Origin of the sequence: Myxococcus eversor, from assembly GCF_010894455.1 — a bacterium.
GTDB lineage: Bacteria > Myxococcota > Myxococcia > Myxococcales > Myxococcaceae > Myxococcus > Myxococcus eversor.
Genome location: NZ_JAAIXY010000017.1, coordinates 16,257 through 33,034, shown reverse-complemented (window position 1 = coordinate 33,034; position 16,778 = coordinate 16,257). Strand labels below are relative to the sequence as shown.

Genomic DNA, 16,778 nt, shown 5'->3' with positions numbered 1-16,778 from the left:
GCCGCTAATAGTCCAGCGCGAGTCCGAACATCCAGCGCCGGCTGGAGAGCACGAAGCCCGGCTTGCCGAAATTGTCCACATCCGAGTAGGTGTACTCGGCGAACAGGTAGCTGTGGTTGATGCCCAGCCCCGAGTCGAAGTCGCGCGCGAAGCGCGGCTGCAGCACGTCCAGCAGGAAGGACATCCCGCCCGTCGCGCTCCAACCCCACTTGCCGCCGCTGGCGTTGATGCCGTCGACCACCTCGTCGTCGTTGCCCTTCGTCACCCACCACGGCGAGTAGACGAGGCCCACCTTGCCGTACGGCACCAGGGGGATGCCCCACTCGAAGGCGGCGTAGTCGAACTTGTAGAAGAGGTTGAGCCCGAGCGGCACCACCTTCAGCGCCGTCAGCTCCGCCGCGTTGGCTCCGCTCTCAAGCTTCGCCGCCGCGTACTTCTCGCCGTAGCCGGCCGACACCCCCACACCCGCGGTGCCAATGCCCTGGTAGAAGTACCCCTGAATCTCCAGCTCCGCGAGCAGGAGCGACGAATCCCCGAACGTGTCCTTGAAGGGCGTCTTCCCATTGAGCGCCTTCTCATCATCCAACAGCGGCTTGTAGCCGCCCGCCCGGATGATGATGCCGCCGCTGCGAGGCGACTGGAACTGCTCGTCCGAAACCACTCCGACGTCCTGCGCCCACGCCGGCAGCGCGGCGACCATCATGGCCACACTCACGGCCCGTGCCCGACTCATGACAGCTTCCTCCTCGACATCATCCAGAACCCCAGGGCCGCCACCACAGCGCCCAGCGCGAGCCCGCCACCACCCGCTCCACACCCGCCCGTCTCCTGACCGCCCGCCTCACGATAGGCCGCGAAGAACCCATCGCTCGGAATCGGCGAGCCGGTCGCCAGGGGCGACTCGTCACTCGGATTCCCCGCCTTGTCGTAGGCGATGGCTTGCACGCCGTACAACTTGCCGTTCACCAAGCCGTCCATCCGGAACACCGTGTTGTCGATCGTCTGGGTCTTCTCCACCACGAGTTCGCCTGCGGTGACCGTGCCGCCGTCCTCTCCGCCCTGCACCAGTTCCACCACCTGCACCTTCATCTGCGACGCGTCACCAGACACCGTCACACTGACGCTCAGCGCGCTGTCCAGCCCCGTCACGGCCGGAAGCGCGGGCGCTGGGGGAGCGACCGGGTCCAGGGTGAAGGTGATGGTCGGCTGGCCGATGTTGGAGCGCTCATCGTCACAGTCCAGGGTCGAGTCCTGCTTCTCCGTCGACGCACAAAGCTTGTAGCTCTTGTTCTCCGCCTGGGTGCTACACGAAAGGGTCGGGCTGCTCGCGGCGAGCGCGTCGCTCATCCTCAGTTGGAGCGTGCCGGACAGGGTCGTGGTGTCACCTTGGGGCACCTCATTACCGAGCACCAGGTCCCCCGTGCCCGGCTCCCCCGTACAGTTGTCCGGCGACAGCCAGAAGATGAGCGAGCTGCACGCCAGGGCCCCCGTCCGCGTCCAGGTGACGGTCCTCAGGTCGGCGCAGGTTTGTTTGGAGACAACGATTTCGTTGTTCTGGGCGGTGGTGCCCGGGATCGCGAAGTTCACGACCGGGGCCGTCTGCCCAAGGGCGGTCGACGCGAAGAGCAGGAGCACGGCGAATGTGAGGCGCATGGGTAAGCCGCAAGCTAGCAAGCGGGAGGCCACACTCAAATCGTTCCCGCATGCCTACTTTTGGCCCTCGCGGGCCGTCCTGGCGAGCCAAACAGGCAGGACGGCCGCGGCCCTTGTGCCAATTTGTCAGACGGCGCGCTCGGCCAGCTTGAGGCCAGCCTCCACCAGGTTGAGGGCGGCGCCCCGGGTGGCGTTGTCCACGGCGGCGAAGAGCGTCACCCACTCCGGGGCCTGCGGGAAGGCGCGCACCCGGCCCACGTGCACCGTGGGGTCCGACGTGACGAGCATGGGCATGGGGTAGATGCGCTCACCGGGGGTGTCCAGCACCTTGAGGGCGGGCGACGTCTTCAGGGCCGCGCGCACCTGCTCCACCGGGCCCGCCTTCTTGAGCTGCACGTTGAGGGTGAGGCCGTGGCCGTAGAAGCTGGGCACCTGCACCGCGGTGCCGGCGAGCACGAGCGCATCCCCTACCGTCGCGAACAGCCGCGCGGCCTCCAGCGTCCAGCCGCCCTCCTCCTCCGTCCACGGGGAGCCCACCATGAAGCCGCCCACCTGGGGCACCAGGTTGAAGCCCACGCGGTGCGGGAAGACGCTCGGGTCCGGCTCGCGCCCGGACATCAAGTCCGCGGTCTGCTTCTCCAGCTCCGCCACGCCGCGCACGCCCGCGCTGGACACGCTCATCATCGCCGTCACCTGCGCGCGCACCACGCCGAAGGCCCGACGCAGGGGCTCGATGACATGCACGGAGGCTGTCGTCACCGCGCTCGGCAGGCACACCATGCGCCCCTTCATCGTCGCGCCGAGCAGCTCCGTGTTGAAGCCCGGCAGCACCAGCGGGACGTTGCCGTCGCCCCGGAAGGCGGAGCTGACATCCACCACCCACGCGCCCGCGGCCTGCGCGGCCGGCGCCAGCGTGCGGGACGCCTCGGCGGGCGTGGCCAGCAGCACCAGGCCCATGCCCCGGAAGGCCTCGGGCACGGCGCGCTCCACGTCCAGCGAGTCCTCGCCGTACTCCACCGACAGGCCCTTCGAACGCTCGGAGCCGAAGGCATGCACCTGCTCCGCGGGCACGTCGCGCGCGTGCAGCGCGGCCAACACCTCACGGCCCACCACGCCCGTGGCGCCCACCACGGCAATCTTGAAATCGTCTTTCATCGCGCGTCCTTTGCATCGCCCGAGCGCGTGAGCGCTGGACGCTTCAGTCGTCCTTCAACCGCGCCGTGGGCACCGGCCCCGGCAGCGGAGGGAACTTGGGGTTTCGCTCCGGCTCGGAGGCCCGCACGTAGTGCGGCTCCATGGCGAAGAGGGCCTCGAGCGAGAACGTCTCCGGCATGCGCACAAGCCGCGTCAGCTCCACCGCCGAGGGGAACTCCCCCCCCGTCAGCAGCCGCTCCGGGGCCACGCCGTGGGACACCAGCGCCGCGCGGTAGTCCACCAGCGCCGGCCCCAGCGCCACCGCCCGGGGCTCCGCGGCCATGCGCGCGGCCACGTCCTTGGGCGACATGGCCGTCTCCGGCTCCAGCGCCTCCACCGTGGCGCCACGCCGGACGTAGGCGCCCAGGTACAGGTCGTCCTTGCGCGCCACCGCGAGGCAGTACAGCGGCACGTCCTCCGGGCCCTCCAGCGCCACGGCCGCCAGCGAGGACGCGCCAGCCACCTTGAGGCCCGTCGCGTACGCCAGCGACTTCACCGTGGCCAGGCCGATGCGCAGCCCCGTGAAGGAGCCGGGCCCCAGCCCCACGACGAGCCCCTCCAGGTCCGCCAGCTTGAGGCCATGACGGGCCAGGAGCTCCCCGACGACACCGGGCAGCGCCTCGCTCTGCTTCACGGGCGGACGCACCACGGAGTGCTCCACCGCGCGCACGGCGCCATCCGGCCCGCGCTCCACCAGGGCGAGCGACATCGTCAGCGTGGAGGTGTCCAGCGCGAGGAACATGGGCGCTCCCTACACCGGCACGGCCCACATTGCGCGGGGAATCTCCGACACGGCGTCCTTGCAGCGATACAGCCGCACGCGCACCACGCCCTTGTCCAACATGCCCAGCTTGGAGGCGGCGGCCTTCGAGACGTCGATGATGCGACCGTCCACGTAAGGCCCCCGGTCATTCACCCGGACCTGCACGGAGCGACCGTTCTCCATGTTCACCACGCGCACGCACGAACCGAAGCGCTCCTTGCGGTGCGCGGCCGTCAGCTCGTTCTGGTTGAAGCGCTCCCCGCTCGCGGTGGGACGGCCGTGCAGCCCCGGGCCGTAGAACGAGGCCAGCCCCTCGCCCAGATAGGAGCGCGGCATCTGCTCGCGCCTCGTCACGCCCGGAGACGGCGGCGAAGGGTTCGGCTCCTCGCGCGAGTCCGGCTTCGCCGCGCGCGACGCGCAGCCGGTGGAGAGGCCCATGCCCAGCGCCAGCAGGATGACGACGGTGCTCGCGCGCATGGGGCCTCTCTAGCGGGTGATGTCGTTGGTGAAGACCAGCAGCATCAACAGGATGAGCAGCGCCAGACCCACCATGTTGGCGGCCTCGCGCACGCGCACCGGAATGGGACGACGGCGGATGCCCTCCCACGCGGCGGACAGCAGCGCGAACCCGTCCAGCACGGGGATGGGCAACAGGTTCATCACCCCCAGGTTGATGGAGATGATGGCCATCAGGTTGAGGAAGGAGTCCAGCCCCTGCTCCGCGCTGCGCGCCGCCAGCTGGTACATCATGATGGGGCCACCCACCGTGCTCAGCGGCACGTCGCGGGTGACCAGACCGCCGAGCACCTTCACCATCTGCCCGACGATTTTCGGAACGACGACGGCCGCCTGCTTCAGCGCCGCCGCGGGGCCCAGGTGCACCGTCACCTCGTCCGCCTTGGCCACGTCCGCGTCCACCAGCGTCCAGCCGCGCGCGCCCAGGGAGAGCTTGGAGAGCTGCTGCCCCATGGCGTCCTCCGCCATCAGCGGCGCCTGCGCAATCGTCTGCGTGTGCTCGCCGTCCTTGCTCCGCCACGTCAGCGAGAAGGGCTTGGCCTCGGCGCCGCTGAGCTTCACCTCCAGCAGCCGGAAGGACGCGAGCGCCTCGCCGTCGAGCGACACGATGCGGTCACCCTGCTTGAGCCCGGCCTTCTGGGCCGCGCTGCCGGGCATCACCATCGCCACGTACTGGTCCGCCGGTTCCGCGCCCAGCGCCGCCAGACCCGCGCCGGGCTGTCGCGGCACCGTCACCTCCACCACGCGGGCCACCTGCCCCTGCACCACGCCCGCCTCCACGGTGTCCATGCGCCGCACGACGACCTTGAGCGGCTCGCCCTCCGGGTGCCGGCCCAGCTCCTGGTACAGCCGCGCCTCATCCGGGACGCTGGCGCCGTTGACGCTCAGCACGCGGTCGAACGTGCGCAGCCCCGCGGTCTCCGCCACGGAACCCGGGGGCACGCCCACCAGCGGCGGCTTGGCCAGCGGCAGCACGCCGATGAGGCCCCGCTCCACCGTGTCGATGGGCGACGTCTCCGTGTTCTTGATGGGCGTCACCGTCAACGTCACCGGCTGGCCGTCCCGCTCCACGACGATGGGAATCGCCCGCTCGAAGCGCCCGACGAAGGTGTCCCGCATGTCGTCGAAGGTGCGCACCGACTCGCCCTCCACGGACATCACCCGGTCTCCCGGGCGCATGCCGGCGGCGGCGGCGGGCATCCCGGGCTCCACGTAGCCCACCAGGGTGGACGTCGCCTGGTGCGGGCCGAGGAACACGAAGAAATAGACGATGACGGGGAAGATGAGGTTGAAGGCCGGCCCCGCCAGCACGATGAGGCCGCGCTTCCAGGGGGGCTGCGCCAGGAAGCCGCGCCTGGCCTCTTCCGGGCTCAGCTCTTCATGAGGCAGGTCCCCCGCCATCTTCACGAAGCCGCCCAAGGGCAGCAGGGCGATTTGATACTCCGTCTCGCCCTTCACGAAGCCGATGAGCTTGGGCCCGAAGCCGATGGAGAACTTGAGGACCTTCACCCCGCAGGCCTTCGCCACGAGGAAATGGCCGAGCTCGTGCACTGTCACGAGCACGCCAAGCAGGAGGATGAAGAACCCCAGGTTCTGAAGTGAGGGCATGGCGGCAACAGTAATCGTGAGCCCCCGGACGGACAACGCACATCCGGACCCGCCAGCCAGGCGGGCGAGCGAAATCTCACGATTCTACGGCAACAGCCCGCGCACGAACTGCACGTAGACGAACACCAGGGGGGCGTTGAAGAGCAGCGCGTCGATGCGGTCCAGCACCCCGCCGTGCCCCGGAATCAGGAACCCCGAGTCCTTCACCCCATAGGCGCGCTTGAGCATGGACTCGCACAAGTCGCCCACCGGACCGAGCAGGCCGCCGGCGATTCCCAGCAGCACGCAGTCCCACACGGTGAAGACGGGGAAGAAGAACCCCCGAGCGATGAACATGCCGCCCACCGAGCCGAGCATGCCGCCGAAGAAGCCCTCCCACGTCTTGTTGGGGCTCACCTCGGGGTACAGCTTGTGGCGCCCCATGAAGCGGCCGAAGAAGTAGGCGGCGGTGTCGTTGCCCCACGTAATCGTCAGCGCGCAGATGACCCACGCGAGGCCATGGTCCGGCAGGAGCCGCAGCGCGGACAAGGCGGTGAGGCCCACGGCGCCGTACAGGAAGCCGTTGACCAGGTGGGCCGTGCGCGTGGGGGCCTCGGCGAGCGGGCCCTTGAACAGGTGGAATATCCACGCGAAGAACGAGAAGACGACGGTGAGCCAGAAGGCCGTCTCTCCCGTGCGCGCGGCGTCCTTGAGCGGCAGGAACGGCATCACCGCGGCGAAGGCCATGCCCACCCAGGCGGCGGCGTTCAGCCGCTTCTGGACGATGAGGTAGTACTCGCCCACGCACGCGGCGGCGGCGAGGCCCAACAGGCCCGCGCTCCACACGCCACCGAGGAAGAGCAGCAGCACCACGAGCGGCAGGAGCGTCAACGCCGTCACGATGCGCACGACGAGGTTCTTGTTCTTGTCGTTCACGCCTTGGCCCGCTGGGGGGTGTCCTCCCGCTTGACCTGCGCGGAAGTGAGACCGAAGCGCCGCTCTCGCTGCTGGTACTGAGACACGCAGCGGAGAAACTCGTCGGTGCGGAAGTCCGGCCAGAGGGCGTCGGTGAAGCACAGTTCCGCGTACGCCATCTGCCAGAGCAGGAAGTTGGACACGCGCTGCTCGCCGCTGGTGCGCACCACCAGGTCCAGCGGGGGCAGCCCGTTCGTCCACAGGAAGGACTCGAAGTCGGCCTGTTCCACCCGGTCCGCCAACAGCTCGCCCCGGGAGATGGCCTCCGCCATCCGGCTGGCGGCGTGGAGGATTTCCTCCCGGCCGCCGTAGGACAGCGCCAGCGACAGCACCATGCCGGTGTTGTGCGCCGAAGCGGTGATGAGGCTGTCCAGCGGCTCGCGAACGAACCGGGGAAGTCGCCCCACGTCACCCACCGCGTTGAGGCGGATGCCGTTGTCGAGGATTTCGGCCCGCTCGCGCTCCAGGTAGTCGCGCAGCAGGTCCATCAGCCCGGCGACCTCTTCCGCGGGGCGGGCCCAGTTCTGTGAGGAAAAGGCGTAGAGAGTCAGAGCCTGGATGCCCACACGGCGGGCGGTGCGGGTCACTTCTCGCACACTGGAGCTTCCCTCGCGGTGACCTTCCAGCCGGTCCAGACCCCGCGACTCCGCCCACCGACCGTTGCCATCCATGATGATGCCCACGTGGCGCGGCACCGGCCGGGCCTTGACCTGATTTTCGAGGGCGGAAACCACTAGGGGGCGTTCCATTCGAGCCGCGCACCCTACCGGCGGCGAGGGGCCACGTCCACGAGCGCGTGGCCCAACCGTCGCCCGAGCCCCCTGGTCGGTCGCCCGCCCGGTGCGAGCGGCCCGGGACTCCCAAGCCATGTAGGCCCAGGTGGGCAGCCTCGCCGGTGCGGACAGGGGGCGCGGGCGCCGGACTCACTCCAGGGGCCAGTTGGGGCGGACGATGTCGATGGGGCTGTTGTGCCATGACGCGTAGGCGGCGGCGTTGGCGACGCTGTAGGGCGCGCGGTAGGTGCGCTCGAAGTAGTCGGCCCAGTGGGGCTGGGAGCCATCCAGGTCGGTGAAGCCGTACTCGCGGGCCAGGGCCCAGGAGCTGTGGACGGCGCCGGCCTTGGTGGCGACGTCCGGGTCCGCGGCGAGCGCGGCGATGGCGCGGCCGACGTAGGCCGGTGACTCGGAGGCGATGAAGTCCGGCTCGGCCTTCGCGCCGTCGCGCCAGTTCGCCTCGGCGACGCCGAAGTTCTCCAGCATCTCCTCGGAGCGCAGGAAGCCGGGCGTCACGGCGAGCGCGGTGACACGGGTGCGGCGCAAGTCGCGCGACATGGCGAAGGCCAGGCGGATGACGCTCATCTTCACGACGTCGTAGTTGACGCTGCCCCGGTAGCCGAAGTGGTCGCCGTCGGTGATTTCGACGACGAGGCCCCGCTCCTGCTCCAGCATGAGGGGCACGGCGTGGCGGCTGGTGATGATGTGGGTGAGCACGGCGCGCTCCAGCATGGTGCGCGCGTTGTCGGTGGACTGCTTCCAGAAGGGCACGCCGAACTCGGAGATGTTGTCGCAGCCCCAGATGTCATTCACCAGGATGTCGAGCCGCCCCTGCTCCTTCTGGATGCGCTCGCACAGGGCGGCGACCTCCTCCGTGACGGTGTGGTCGCACCGGACGGCGATGCCCTTTCCGCCCAGCGCGGTGACCTGCTCGGCGGTCTCCTCGAGCGTCTCCGGGCGCTTGGGGCCGGAGGCGGGACGGCCGCGCACGCTGCGGCCCGTGCAGTACACGGTGGCACCGGCCTCGCCGAGCCGCGTGGCGATTCCCCTGCCGGCGCCGCGCGTGGCTCCAGCGACCAGGGCGATGCGTCCTTCGAGTGGCTTCTTCATGGTGTCTCTCCTCGGACCGGCGCGGGTGGGGTGTGGATGGGCCGGTGATGGGCACACCCTATGGAGGGAATCATGACATCTGTTGTCATGATGGTCCGCGTACAGTGCGCGGTGGGGTTTCCGACATGCGCGCCGACCGACTCGTCAGCCTGATGATGTTGTTGCAGACCCGTCCGAAGCGGACGGCGGGACAGCTCGCGCGCGAGCTCCAGGTCTCCGAGCGGACCATCCACCGGGACCTCGACGCGCTGTCTGCTTCCGGCGTGCCGGTGTACGCGACGCGAGGCTCGGCGGGAGGCGTCGCGCTGCTCGAAGGGTGGAAGACGCAGCTCACGGGATTGAATCGCGCGGAGCTGCAGGCGCTGGCGGCGATGAGCGCCACGCCAGGCGGGCTGGGCGACCTGGGCCTGTCCGCGCCGCTGAGCAGCGGGTTGGCGAAGCTGGCGGCGGCGCTGCCCGTCTTGCAGCAACCCGCGCTGGAATATGCGCGACAGCGGCTGCACGTGGACTCCTCGGGCTGGTTCACGGAGCGGGAGTCGGTGCCCTACCTGGAGGTGCTGCGCGAGGCGGCGTGGCTGAACCGGAAGGTGGCGCTGACGTATCGGGACTTCGACGGGAAGCGCGGGCGGCGCGAAGTGGACCCGTACGCGCTCGTGCTCAAGGCGGACCGCTGGTACCTGGTCGCGGGGACCCAGAAGGGAGAGCGCGTGTACCGGGGCTCGCGAATCGAGGGGGCCCGCTTGCGAGCGGAGACGTTCGAGCGGCCCGCGCGGTTCGATTTGCCCGCGTTCTGGCGGGAGTGGTGCGCGCGCTTCGCGGAGAAGCGGGCCCGATACGAAGTGACGCTGCGGCTGACGACCGAGGCGGAGGCGGCCTTGCGACGGATTCGTCCGCCCGCGGATGCGCCCCGGTTCGACGCGGGGCGGGTGGAGGATGGGGGAAAGACTGTCACCGTGGACTTCGAGCGGGAGTCCATCGCGGTGGGCCAACTCTTCGAGGTGGGAAGTGGCTTCGAGGTGGTGGAGCCGACAGCGCTGCGCACCCGTTTGGTGGACCTGGCGACAGGGATTCTCGCCGCGCATCCATTCAAATAGACAGACACGCCCGATTGGAGCTTGAACACGTCCGCATCCCTGTCATCACATTTCCATGGCAGGGGGCGTGCGCGCCCGACGTCGAGCAACTGGAACACAGGAGGCTCACCTGGGCCACCCGGCACGGGCTCACCCCCACGGCGGAGCACAGGGCACGGGCGGAGCGAGCGAAGTATGCCTCGTTCGCGGCCCGAGGCTTTCCCCATGCGTCCCCAGCGCTGCTCCAAATCTTCGCGGACTTCCTCGCATGGTTCTTCGTCATCGACGACCTCGTCGTGGACAGGGTGAACCCGCTCAGCGCCTCCACCCTGTCGCATCTCACCGCCTTCCTGGATGTCCTCGACCTCGACCAGAGCAGCCCCGAGCCTCTCTTCGGAGTGGGGGCCCTGCGGGACATCTGCCAGCGATTGAGAGGCTTCCTGTCCCCCGAGCACTTCTCGCGCTTCGCCCAGGGCATGCGCATGTGAGCGAGCTCCGCGGGACTTCAAATCGTCGGGCAGCTCTTGGACAATCCCACTTCGCTGCGAGCCTACTGCGCGACTCGCCGACATCTTTCGGGCGGGAACGCCTGCGCGGCCCTCCTCGACGTCGACAATGCGGGGCCCTTGGCTCCCGAGGAGTACCACCACCCCTCAGTGGAGCACCTCCACCTGCATTTCAACAACATCGCTTCTTGGGGCAATGACCTGCATGGCATTCACACCGAGGCACACGAGCCCGACCAGAACCGCAACATGGTCCTGTTATTCGCGGCCCAGGGACATTCCCTTCAAGAAGGCATCGACTACACCGCGCGGAGAGTCCGTGACGAGATCGCCGCCTTCCAGGAAGAGGCCACCCGCCTGGAGCGCGATGCCAGCAAGGAACTCCGGGGCTACATCTCTGGCATGCGCGAATGGCTGATGGGTGACCAGGACTGGGCAGACCTGGTCACCCACCGCTACCTGGCGAAGTTCGCGGAGCAGGATGCAGATGACCGGGGCATCCAGCTCGCCAGCCGAGGAATCACGACAGGCGCGGCTCCGTCGTAGGAAATGACTCGGTTCACTCTGATTGGAAGTTGAACTTGAAGATGTTGTTCTGCCCCGCCTTCACCTCGAACTTCTGCGTCTCTTCCCGCTTCAACTCGGGATTGACGAGCCTGATGGTGTGCTTGCCTTCAGGCACCTCGACGGCCGCGATCGGCGTCGGCCCGAGGTGCTTCCCATTCAGGTAGACCTCCGCATAAGGACGGATGCGGAACTCCAACTTGCCCGTGGCCACCGCCTTCGCGGGGGCGCGCGGGCGAGGAGCCGCGCTCTTCACGGCGGGCTTCGTCTCGCTCGGCTCGGGCACAACCGGAGCATCGGCGACAGGAACGACGACCGGTGGAGCCTTCTCCACGGGCTTCGCGGCCACGGCCTCTGGCGCAGTCGCGGTGGCCTGAGGTTCCGCCTTCTTCACCTCCGCCCCCTGGGGCACCTGTGCCACCGCCAGTGACTCCCCGCCCGAGCCCCGCTCCGGCGAAGGGACAGGCTGCGACGGTTCGACCCGCGCCGTCGGCGGCGGGAGCTTCGCGTCGGGCTTCTTCGCCAGGGAAAGCGGAGGAGGCACCACGACCCTGGGCTGCTCGCCCCGCGTGGACACCAGCGCCACGCCACCCACCCCCAACACCGCCGCTCCCACGAGCGCCGCGAGGAGCCCCGCCGACACCTTGCGCGCCTTCGGAGCACGCACCTGCGCCCCCGTGGCGATGGCGTCCTCGTCAGACGCACCCCCATTCGTCGGGACACGCTCCTCCGCGTCCCTCTCGGACTCCCGTGACGGCCCCTCGGGCGCCTGCACGCCAGCGATGCGCGATGGGTTCCACTCCCCACCCGTGCCGCGCGCCTCCGCCGCCACGCCCTCCTGCGAAGCCGCCACCGCTCGGGCCGCGGGCTTTCGCCGAGCCCCGGCCGCCTTCGCCGTACCCTCCGGGGTCTCCGCGCCCTTGCTTCCTTCATTCGCCGGAGCCCGCGGACGCACCTCGTCCACCACCCCGCGCATCGAGAGCGGCATCGGCGTCGTGGGCGACGTCGAGTCCACGGGCGGAGGCGGGGGCGACGCCATGGACTTCGGCATGCTCCCAGGCTTCACCGGCGTCGCACCCGCCATCAGTCCCGGCGAAGGCACCACCGGCCCCGACACACCCTCCGCCCCCAGCTTCGCCACGAACTGCGAGAGCTGGTACGCCCCCACGGACTCGCCTGACGTCAGCAGGAAGCGCTCCAGGTCCATCTGCAGCGCGCGGCAGTCCGGGTAGCGCGCGTCGCGCTCCTTCGCCAGCGCCAGGTCGAGGACCTTCTGGAGCGCCACCGGCAGGTCCGGCCTGCGCTCCACCGCCGGGATGAACGGCTCGAACAGGATGGCCTGCATCGTGCTCGCCTCGGTCGTCGCGTCGAACGGACGCCTCCCCGTCAGCAGCTCGTACAGCACCACCCCCAGCGCGTAGACATCCACCCGCTTGTCCAGCGGCTTCGTCCGCAGTTGCTCCGGGGGCATGTACGAGACCTTCCCCTTCGCCACGCCCGTCTGCGTGCGGTGCCCCTGCCCGGCGACCTTCGCCACCCCGAAGTCCACCACCTTCACCGCGCCCTGCCGCGACACCAGGATGTTGTCCGGACTCACGTCGCGGTGGATGAGCCCCAAAGGCTCCCCCGTCGTCGCGTCACAGAAGTCGTGGGCGAAGGCCAGGCCCTCCGCCGCGAGCGACACCAGCTTCGCGCACATCATCGGCGGCAACGGCTGCTCCGCCGCGCGCTTCACCAGCCGCCGCAACGTGGGCCCGTCGATGAACTCCATCGCCAGGAAGTAGCTGCCGTCCGCCTCGCCGAAGTCGAAAATCTGGACGATGTTCGGGTGCTCCAGTTGCGCGGCCAGCCGCGCCTCCCCCAGGAACATCTCCACGAACGCCGGGTCTTCCGCCAGGTGCGGAAGGATCCGCTTCAGCACGAGCGTCTTCTCGAAGCCCATGGGGCCCGCGGCCTTGGCGAGGTAGACCTCCGCCATGCCCCCCGTGGCAAGCTTCCGGACGAGTTGATACTTCCCGACTTGCATTTGATGAAGGTTCTCCCAGTTTTCCCTGGAAAAGTGAAATGCCCGCGCGAGTGTCCTGCCCCGGACCATGCAACCAGGCATCATCGAGTTTGACCGTGACGCGACGGGGTTCGTAGGATCCGCGCCACGCATGCCCCCGAAGGTCATCGGTCCCTACCGCGTCCTGGAGACGCTCGGCAGCGGCGGGGCAGGCACCGTGTACCGGGCCCTGGACCGCCGCAGCAACGACGAAGTCGCGCTCAAGCTGCTCTCCGCCGGCCCCGCGCTGGACGAGCGCGCGGCGCGACGGCTCGCGCGCGAGTTCGAGACGCTGGCGGACCTGTCCCACCCCAACGTGGTGAAGGTCTTCGAGGCCGGAGTCCACCAGGGCTGGCCCTACCTGGCCATGGAGCTGATTGAAGGGCTCACGCTGCGCCACTACCTGGACATCCGGGGTGACGACCTGCTGTCGCCCATCAGCGTCAACACGCCGCGCAGCCTGCTGACGGTGCGGCGCACGGCGGACGAGGACTTCGGCCCTGGCAGTGACAGCATCTCCAACGCGGACGCGCTGGGGGATTCCCGCTCCGCCACGGAGGGGCTGTTCAGCATGAACGCCTTCAACGAGGAGCCGCCCAGCGAGGACCTGGAGTCCTATGGCGCGGCAGAGGGCGACGACGAGATGGGCTCGGGCTCCAGCTCGGACGACTCGCTGGAGGGGTTCGATGCGCCCCTGCCCTCGCCTCGCAAGCTGGTGGACGACGGCCGGGCGCCGCGCGAGGAGGAGCTCAACCGTCCGGAGCGCATGGGGCGGTTGAAGGACACCATGCTCCAGCTGTGTGAAGCGCTGGCCTACATCCACGGGCATGGGTTGGTGCACCGCGACCTCAAGCCGTCCAACGTCATGGTGGACGAGGACCGGCAGGTGCGGCTGATGGACTTCGGGCTGGCCAAGTTCCTCGCGGACGACGTGGCCATCACGGAGGCGGGGAAGCTGGTCGGTACGTACCGCTACATGGCGCCCGAGCAGATTCTCGGGGAGCCGTTGGATGGGCGCTCGGACCTGTACAGTCTGGGCGTCATCCTCTATGAGCTGCTCAGCGGGCGGCCCCCCTTCGATGCGAAGACGCCGCACGAGCTGTGGCGGCAGGTGTTGGAGACGGAGCCTCCGCCGGTGCTGGCGTTGAACCTTCATGGGGACCCGCAGTTCGCACGCGTGGCCCACCGCCTCATCCGCAAGGAGCCGGACGACCGGTTCCAGACGGCCGAGGAAGTCTACGAGGCTCTTTCCGAGTGAATCCCTCCAAGCTGCACACCTTCACCGTGGACGCCGACAAGGCGGGCCAGCGGGTGGACCTCTTCGTGGGCGAGGCGCTGGGCCTGTCGCGCGCGCGCCTCAAGCGGCTCTTCGATGCGGGCGCGGTGAAGGTGAACCACCGGGCGGCGAAGAAGGGCCTGACGCTCGTGGCGGGGCAGCAGATCTCCGTGGTGGTGGAGGAGGAGACGCGCGAGGCGGTGCCGGACGAGGATTTCCCGCTCGTCGTCTTGCACGAGGACGCGGCGCTGGTGTTCGTGGACAAGCCCGCGGGCCGGGCCTCGCATCCGCTCCAGTCGGGAGAGACGGGCACGGTGGCCAACGCGCTGGTGGCGCGCTACCCCGAGTGCGCGCAGGCCTCCGTGGACCCGCGTGAGGGTGGGCTGTGCCACCGGCTGGACGTGGAGACGTCGGGCGTGGTGCTGGCCGCGCGCTCGAGAACGGCGTGGGACGCGGTCCGTGCGGCGTTCGGTGAGCGGGCGGTGGACAAGCGCTACCTGGCGCTGGTGACGGGGCCGTTGGTGGACGAGGGCGACATCGAGCTGCCGCTGCGCCATCACCCGCGGCACCCGGACCGGGTGGAGCCCGCGCCGCACGGCGCCGAGGACGCGCGCGAGGCGGTGTCGCGCTTCCGGGTGCTGGGGCGCGCGGGGGAGCACAGCCTGGTGGAGGTGCGCATCCTCACGGGGGTGTTGCATCAGGTGCGCGCGCACATGGCGGGCATTGGAGCGCCCATCGTCGGAGACACGCTCTACGGCGGGCGCGAGGCGCCGGAGCTGGGGCGCTTCTTCCTGCATGCGCGGGCGCTCGGGCTGACGCATCCGGAGACGAAGAAGCCGATGCACGTGACGAGCCCCCTGCCCCCGGAGCTCCGCGCGGAATTGGAGCGGCTGGGATTGCAGTTGCCGCGAGGCGAGGGCGAGAGCCCGGCGAGCTGACGGGACGGGTCAGTTCCCCAGCGTCTTGAGCATCGTGCGGACCTCGTTGGCGGATGCCCCCGAGGGGTCCAGCATCAGATACTTCTTGTAGGCATCGGCCGCCTGGGAATTCTTCCCGATGGACTGGTAGGCCATGCCCAGCGACAGCCAGGCCCGGGAGTGCCGCGGGTCCTCGCGCACGACCTCCGCGAGCAGCTTCGCGGACTCGCGGAAGGCCGCCTCGGATTCGAATCCATTGACCAGGGCGATGCCCAGCCCCACCTTCGCCTCGGTAGAGCCCGGCTTGAAGGACAGCGCCTTGCGGAAGAACGCCGCCGCGGACTTGTAGCGACTGCCCACGATGGCGGACCGGGCTTGCTTGATGAGGCCGGCGTACTCGGCTTCGGAGTCAACCTGCCGCGCCTCCGCTGGGGTGCTCACGGGCGGAGTCGGCACCACCTCCAGAGCTGGCGCACTACCAGGGTCGACGACCGGGGGTGCCACCTCGGCGGCAGGTACAACCTCCTCGTTCACCTCTCCAGCAGCCGCCTGAGTGGGCGCAACCGGTACCGTCGAGGGTGCTGCCGGAGCAACGCGAGCTTCGACAATCTCACTCACGCGCGGCGGCGGCGCATCGACGGCAGGAGTCTCACGCAGCCTCCACGTCACGACACCGAGTCCCGCGGCGAGCAGGAACGCCGCCCCGAGCCCCGTCCCCACGCCACGTCGATACGACACCCACTTGCGGGTGGAGGCCTCCGTCACGATGGGCGACTCATGCATCGTGGCGAAACTGCGAGTCTCGGCGACGCGAGCCAGCTCCTCCCGGAAAGGTGTGGGCACCTGAGGCTCGCGCCCCTCTTCTCGCAATTCCATGGTGAACAGCGTCTGGACGAGCCACGCCACCGACATGGGCGAGAAGCGGGGCATGGTCGCGTAGAGAAATCCGGAGAGCGCCTCCGCCAAGGCAAGCGCGGACTCGAAGCGCGCTTCCTTCTTCACGGTCAGCGCCTTCTGGACGATGGCATCCAGCTCCGCGGGCAGTTCGGGGCGCAGCGTTCGCGGTGACGGAAAGCGTCCCTCCTGCAGCTGGTGCATCACCACGTACTCAGGCCCCTGCAAGGGCAGACGTCCGCACAGCATCTGGTAGAGCACCACGCCGGCCGCCCACACATCCGTGCGTGCGTCGACGTCCTCTCCCCTCGCCTGCTCCGGTGAGAAGAAGAGGTACTTGCCCTTCACCACACCAGGCTCCGTCTTGAATCCTCGAAGCTCGCGCGCCTTGGCGATGCCGAAGTCGACGATCTTGACCTGTCCCTCGTAGCTGACCAGGACGTTCTCCGGAGAGATGTCCCGATGGACGATGCCCAGTGGAACACCCCGGCCGTCCGTGCGCGTGTGCGCGTAGTGCAGCCCTCGGCAGACCTCCATGGCGATGAACACGGCTTGCGCCACGGGAATCGCACTCAGCCCATGTTGGAGCGCGCGTTTGATGATGCGATGGAGCGGCGGTCCGTCCACCAGCTCCATCGCCAGGAAGTGCTCTCCGTCCGTCCGTCCGAAGTCGAAGACCTGGGCGATGTTGCCGTGCGACAGCGACGCGGAGATGCGGGCCTCGCTGATGAACATCTGGATGAAGCGCTCATCCTGCGCGTACTCCGGCAGCACCTTCTTGATGAGCACCGGCTTCGTCACGCCAGCCTCACCCACCAATCGCGCACGCCACGCCTCGGCCATGCCTCCCTTTCCCAACCTTGACACCAACGAATAGCGGCCAAAGGGCTTGGCGGGCACGGAATCCATGGGCCACCCAATGTAGCGCCAGGA

At 69.1% G+C, this 16,778-nt stretch carries 16 protein-coding genes; 5 read left to right on the top strand and 11 right to left on the bottom strand.

The features are described 5' to 3' along the window. Nucleotides 1–4: 4 nt before the first annotated feature. The 9 genes from G4D83_RS30125 to G4D83_RS30085 form a co-directional block, all read right to left on the bottom strand. The gene (locus G4D83_RS30125; protein ID WP_163868312.1) at nt 5–733 is read right to left on the bottom strand and encodes an MXAN_2562 family outer membrane beta-barrel protein; all 729 of its coding nucleotides are present in this window, start codon (nt 731–733) and stop codon (nt 5–7) included. After that, nucleotides 730–1,653: an MXAN_2561 family MXYO-CTERM-anchored protein gene (locus tag G4D83_RS30120; RefSeq protein ID WP_255203894.1), complete on the bottom strand. Its 924-nt coding sequence runs from the start codon at nt 1,651–1,653 to the stop codon at nt 730–732. Before G4D83_RS30120 ends, G4D83_RS30125 begins: the two co-directional genes overlap by 4 nt. 126 nt (nt 1,654–1,779) lie before the next feature. Continuing rightward, nucleotides 1,780–2,808 carry an aspartate-semialdehyde dehydrogenase gene (locus G4D83_RS30115; RefSeq protein ID WP_163868311.1) on the bottom strand — a complete coding sequence of 343 codons (1,029 nt, stop codon included), beginning with the start codon at nt 2,806–2,808 and terminating at the stop codon, nt 1,780–1,782. Between the two features lie 43 nt (nt 2,809–2,851). Beyond that, nucleotides 2,852–3,589, bottom strand: a complete 738-nt coding sequence (gene tsaB, locus G4D83_RS30110) for a tRNA (adenosine(37)-N6)-threonylcarbamoyltransferase complex dimerization subunit type 1 TsaB (RefSeq protein WP_163868310.1) — start codon at nt 3,587–3,589, stop codon at nt 2,852–2,854. Between the two features lie 9 nt (nt 3,590–3,598). After that, nucleotides 3,599–4,087, bottom strand: a complete 489-nt coding sequence (locus tag G4D83_RS30105; protein ID WP_163868309.1) for a septal ring lytic transglycosylase RlpA family protein — start codon at nt 4,085–4,087, stop codon at nt 3,599–3,601. 9 nt (nt 4,088–4,096) lie between these two features. Continuing rightward, nucleotides 4,097–5,734, bottom strand: coding sequence for an RIP metalloprotease RseP (gene rseP / locus G4D83_RS30100; protein ID WP_163868308.1), 1,638 nt, complete (start codon nt 5,732–5,734; stop codon nt 4,097–4,099). Nucleotides 5,735–5,818: 84 nt separating this feature from the next. Next, nucleotides 5,819–6,649 (bottom strand): phosphatidate cytidylyltransferase, encoded by an 831-nt coding sequence (locus G4D83_RS30095; RefSeq protein WP_163868307.1) that lies wholly within the window; start codon nt 6,647–6,649, stop codon nt 5,819–5,821. Beyond that, nucleotides 6,646–7,437, bottom strand: coding sequence for a polyprenyl diphosphate synthase (gene uppS / locus G4D83_RS30090; RefSeq protein WP_163868306.1), 792 nt, complete (start codon nt 7,435–7,437; stop codon nt 6,646–6,648). Before uppS ends, G4D83_RS30095 begins: the two co-directional genes overlap by 4 nt. A gap of 174 nt (nt 7,438–7,611) precedes the next feature. Further along, nucleotides 7,612–8,571, bottom strand: a complete 960-nt coding sequence (locus tag G4D83_RS30085) for an SDR family oxidoreductase (protein ID WP_163868305.1) — start codon at nt 8,569–8,571, stop codon at nt 7,612–7,614. Nucleotides 8,572–8,696: 125 nt separating this feature from the next. Here G4D83_RS30085 and G4D83_RS30080 point away from each other — a divergent pair, with 125 nt between their 5' ends. From G4D83_RS30080 to G4D83_RS30070, 3 genes are read left to right on the top strand one after another with little or no spacing between them, the layout of a single operon-like run. Further along, nucleotides 8,697–9,665, top strand: coding sequence for a helix-turn-helix transcriptional regulator (locus G4D83_RS30080; protein WP_163868304.1), 969 nt, complete (start codon nt 8,697–8,699; stop codon nt 9,663–9,665). Nucleotides 9,666–9,679: 14 nt separating this feature from the next. Then, entirely contained in the window at nt 9,680–10,132 is a 453-nt protein-coding gene (locus G4D83_RS30075) for an isoprenoid biosynthesis enzyme family protein (RefSeq protein ID WP_163868303.1), read from the top strand. 36 nt (nt 10,133–10,168) lie between these two features. Next, nucleotides 10,169–10,696, top strand: coding sequence for a terpene synthase family protein (locus tag G4D83_RS30070; protein ID WP_240356747.1), 528 nt, complete (start codon nt 10,169–10,171; stop codon nt 10,694–10,696). A 13-nt stretch (nt 10,697–10,709) separates the two neighbouring features. On the opposite strand, the gene G4D83_RS30065 is transcribed toward G4D83_RS30070, so the two are convergent. Next, a complete protein-coding gene (locus tag G4D83_RS30065; protein ID WP_163868301.1) occupies nt 10,710–12,740 on the bottom strand; it encodes a protein kinase domain-containing protein in 2,031 nt (676 codons plus the stop codon). A 130-nt stretch (nt 12,741–12,870) separates the two neighbouring features. Here G4D83_RS30065 and G4D83_RS30060 point away from each other — a divergent pair, with 130 nt between their 5' ends. Then, a complete protein-coding gene (locus G4D83_RS30060; RefSeq protein ID WP_163868300.1) occupies nt 12,871–14,016 on the top strand; it encodes a serine/threonine-protein kinase in 1,146 nt (381 codons plus the stop codon). Next, nucleotides 14,013–14,972: an RluA family pseudouridine synthase gene (locus tag G4D83_RS30055; protein WP_163868299.1), complete on the top strand. Its 960-nt coding sequence runs from the start codon at nt 14,013–14,015 to the stop codon at nt 14,970–14,972. The genes G4D83_RS30060 and G4D83_RS30055 overlap by 4 nt, the downstream gene beginning before the upstream one ends. 9 nt (nt 14,973–14,981) lie before the next feature. Here the strand turns inward: G4D83_RS30055 and G4D83_RS30050 are convergent, their stop codons facing one another. Then, a complete protein-coding gene (locus tag G4D83_RS30050) occupies nt 14,982–16,754 on the bottom strand; it encodes a protein kinase domain-containing protein (protein WP_163868298.1) in 1,773 nt (590 codons plus the stop codon). Between the last annotated feature and the right edge of the window lie 24 nt (nt 16,755–16,778).

Excerpts from the sequence above, each read along its gene's own strand:
- G4D83_RS30065 (WP_163868301.1), bottom strand. The coding sequence starts at position 12,740 with ATGCAAGTCGGGAAGTATCAACTCGTCCGGAAGCTTGCCACGGGGGGC.
- tsaB (WP_163868310.1), bottom strand. The coding sequence starts at position 3,589 with ATGTTCCTCGCGCTGGACACCTCCACGCTGACGATGTCGCTCGCCCTG.
- G4D83_RS30115 (WP_163868311.1), bottom strand. The coding sequence starts at position 2,808 with ATGAAAGACGATTTCAAGATTGCCGTGGTGGGCGCCACGGGCGTGGTG.
- G4D83_RS30125 (WP_163868312.1), bottom strand. The coding sequence starts at position 733 with ATGAGTCGGGCACGGGCCGTGAGTGTGGCCATGATGGTCGCCGCGCTG.
- G4D83_RS30060 (WP_163868300.1), top strand. The coding sequence starts at position 12,871 with ATGCCCCCGAAGGTCATCGGTCCCTACCGCGTCCTGGAGACGCTCGGC.
- G4D83_RS30120 (WP_255203894.1), bottom strand. The coding sequence starts at position 1,653 with ATGCGCCTCACATTCGCCGTGCTCCTGCTCTTCGCGTCGACCGCCCTT.
- G4D83_RS30050 (WP_163868298.1), bottom strand. The coding sequence starts at position 16,754 with ATGGATTCCGTGCCCGCCAAGCCCTTTGGCCGCTATTCGTTGGTGTCA.
- rseP (WP_163868308.1), bottom strand. The coding sequence starts at position 5,734 with ATGCCCTCACTTCAGAACCTGGGGTTCTTCATCCTCCTGCTTGGCGTG.
- G4D83_RS30105 (WP_163868309.1), bottom strand. The coding sequence starts at position 4,087 with ATGCGCGCGAGCACCGTCGTCATCCTGCTGGCGCTGGGCATGGGCCTC.
- G4D83_RS30085 (WP_163868305.1), bottom strand. The coding sequence starts at position 8,571 with ATGAAGAAGCCACTCGAAGGACGCATCGCCCTGGTCGCTGGAGCCACG.
- uppS (WP_163868306.1), bottom strand. The coding sequence starts at position 7,437 with ATGGAACGCCCCCTAGTGGTTTCCGCCCTCGAAAATCAGGTCAAGGCC.
- G4D83_RS30080 (WP_163868304.1), top strand. The coding sequence starts at position 8,697 with ATGCGCGCCGACCGACTCGTCAGCCTGATGATGTTGTTGCAGACCCGT.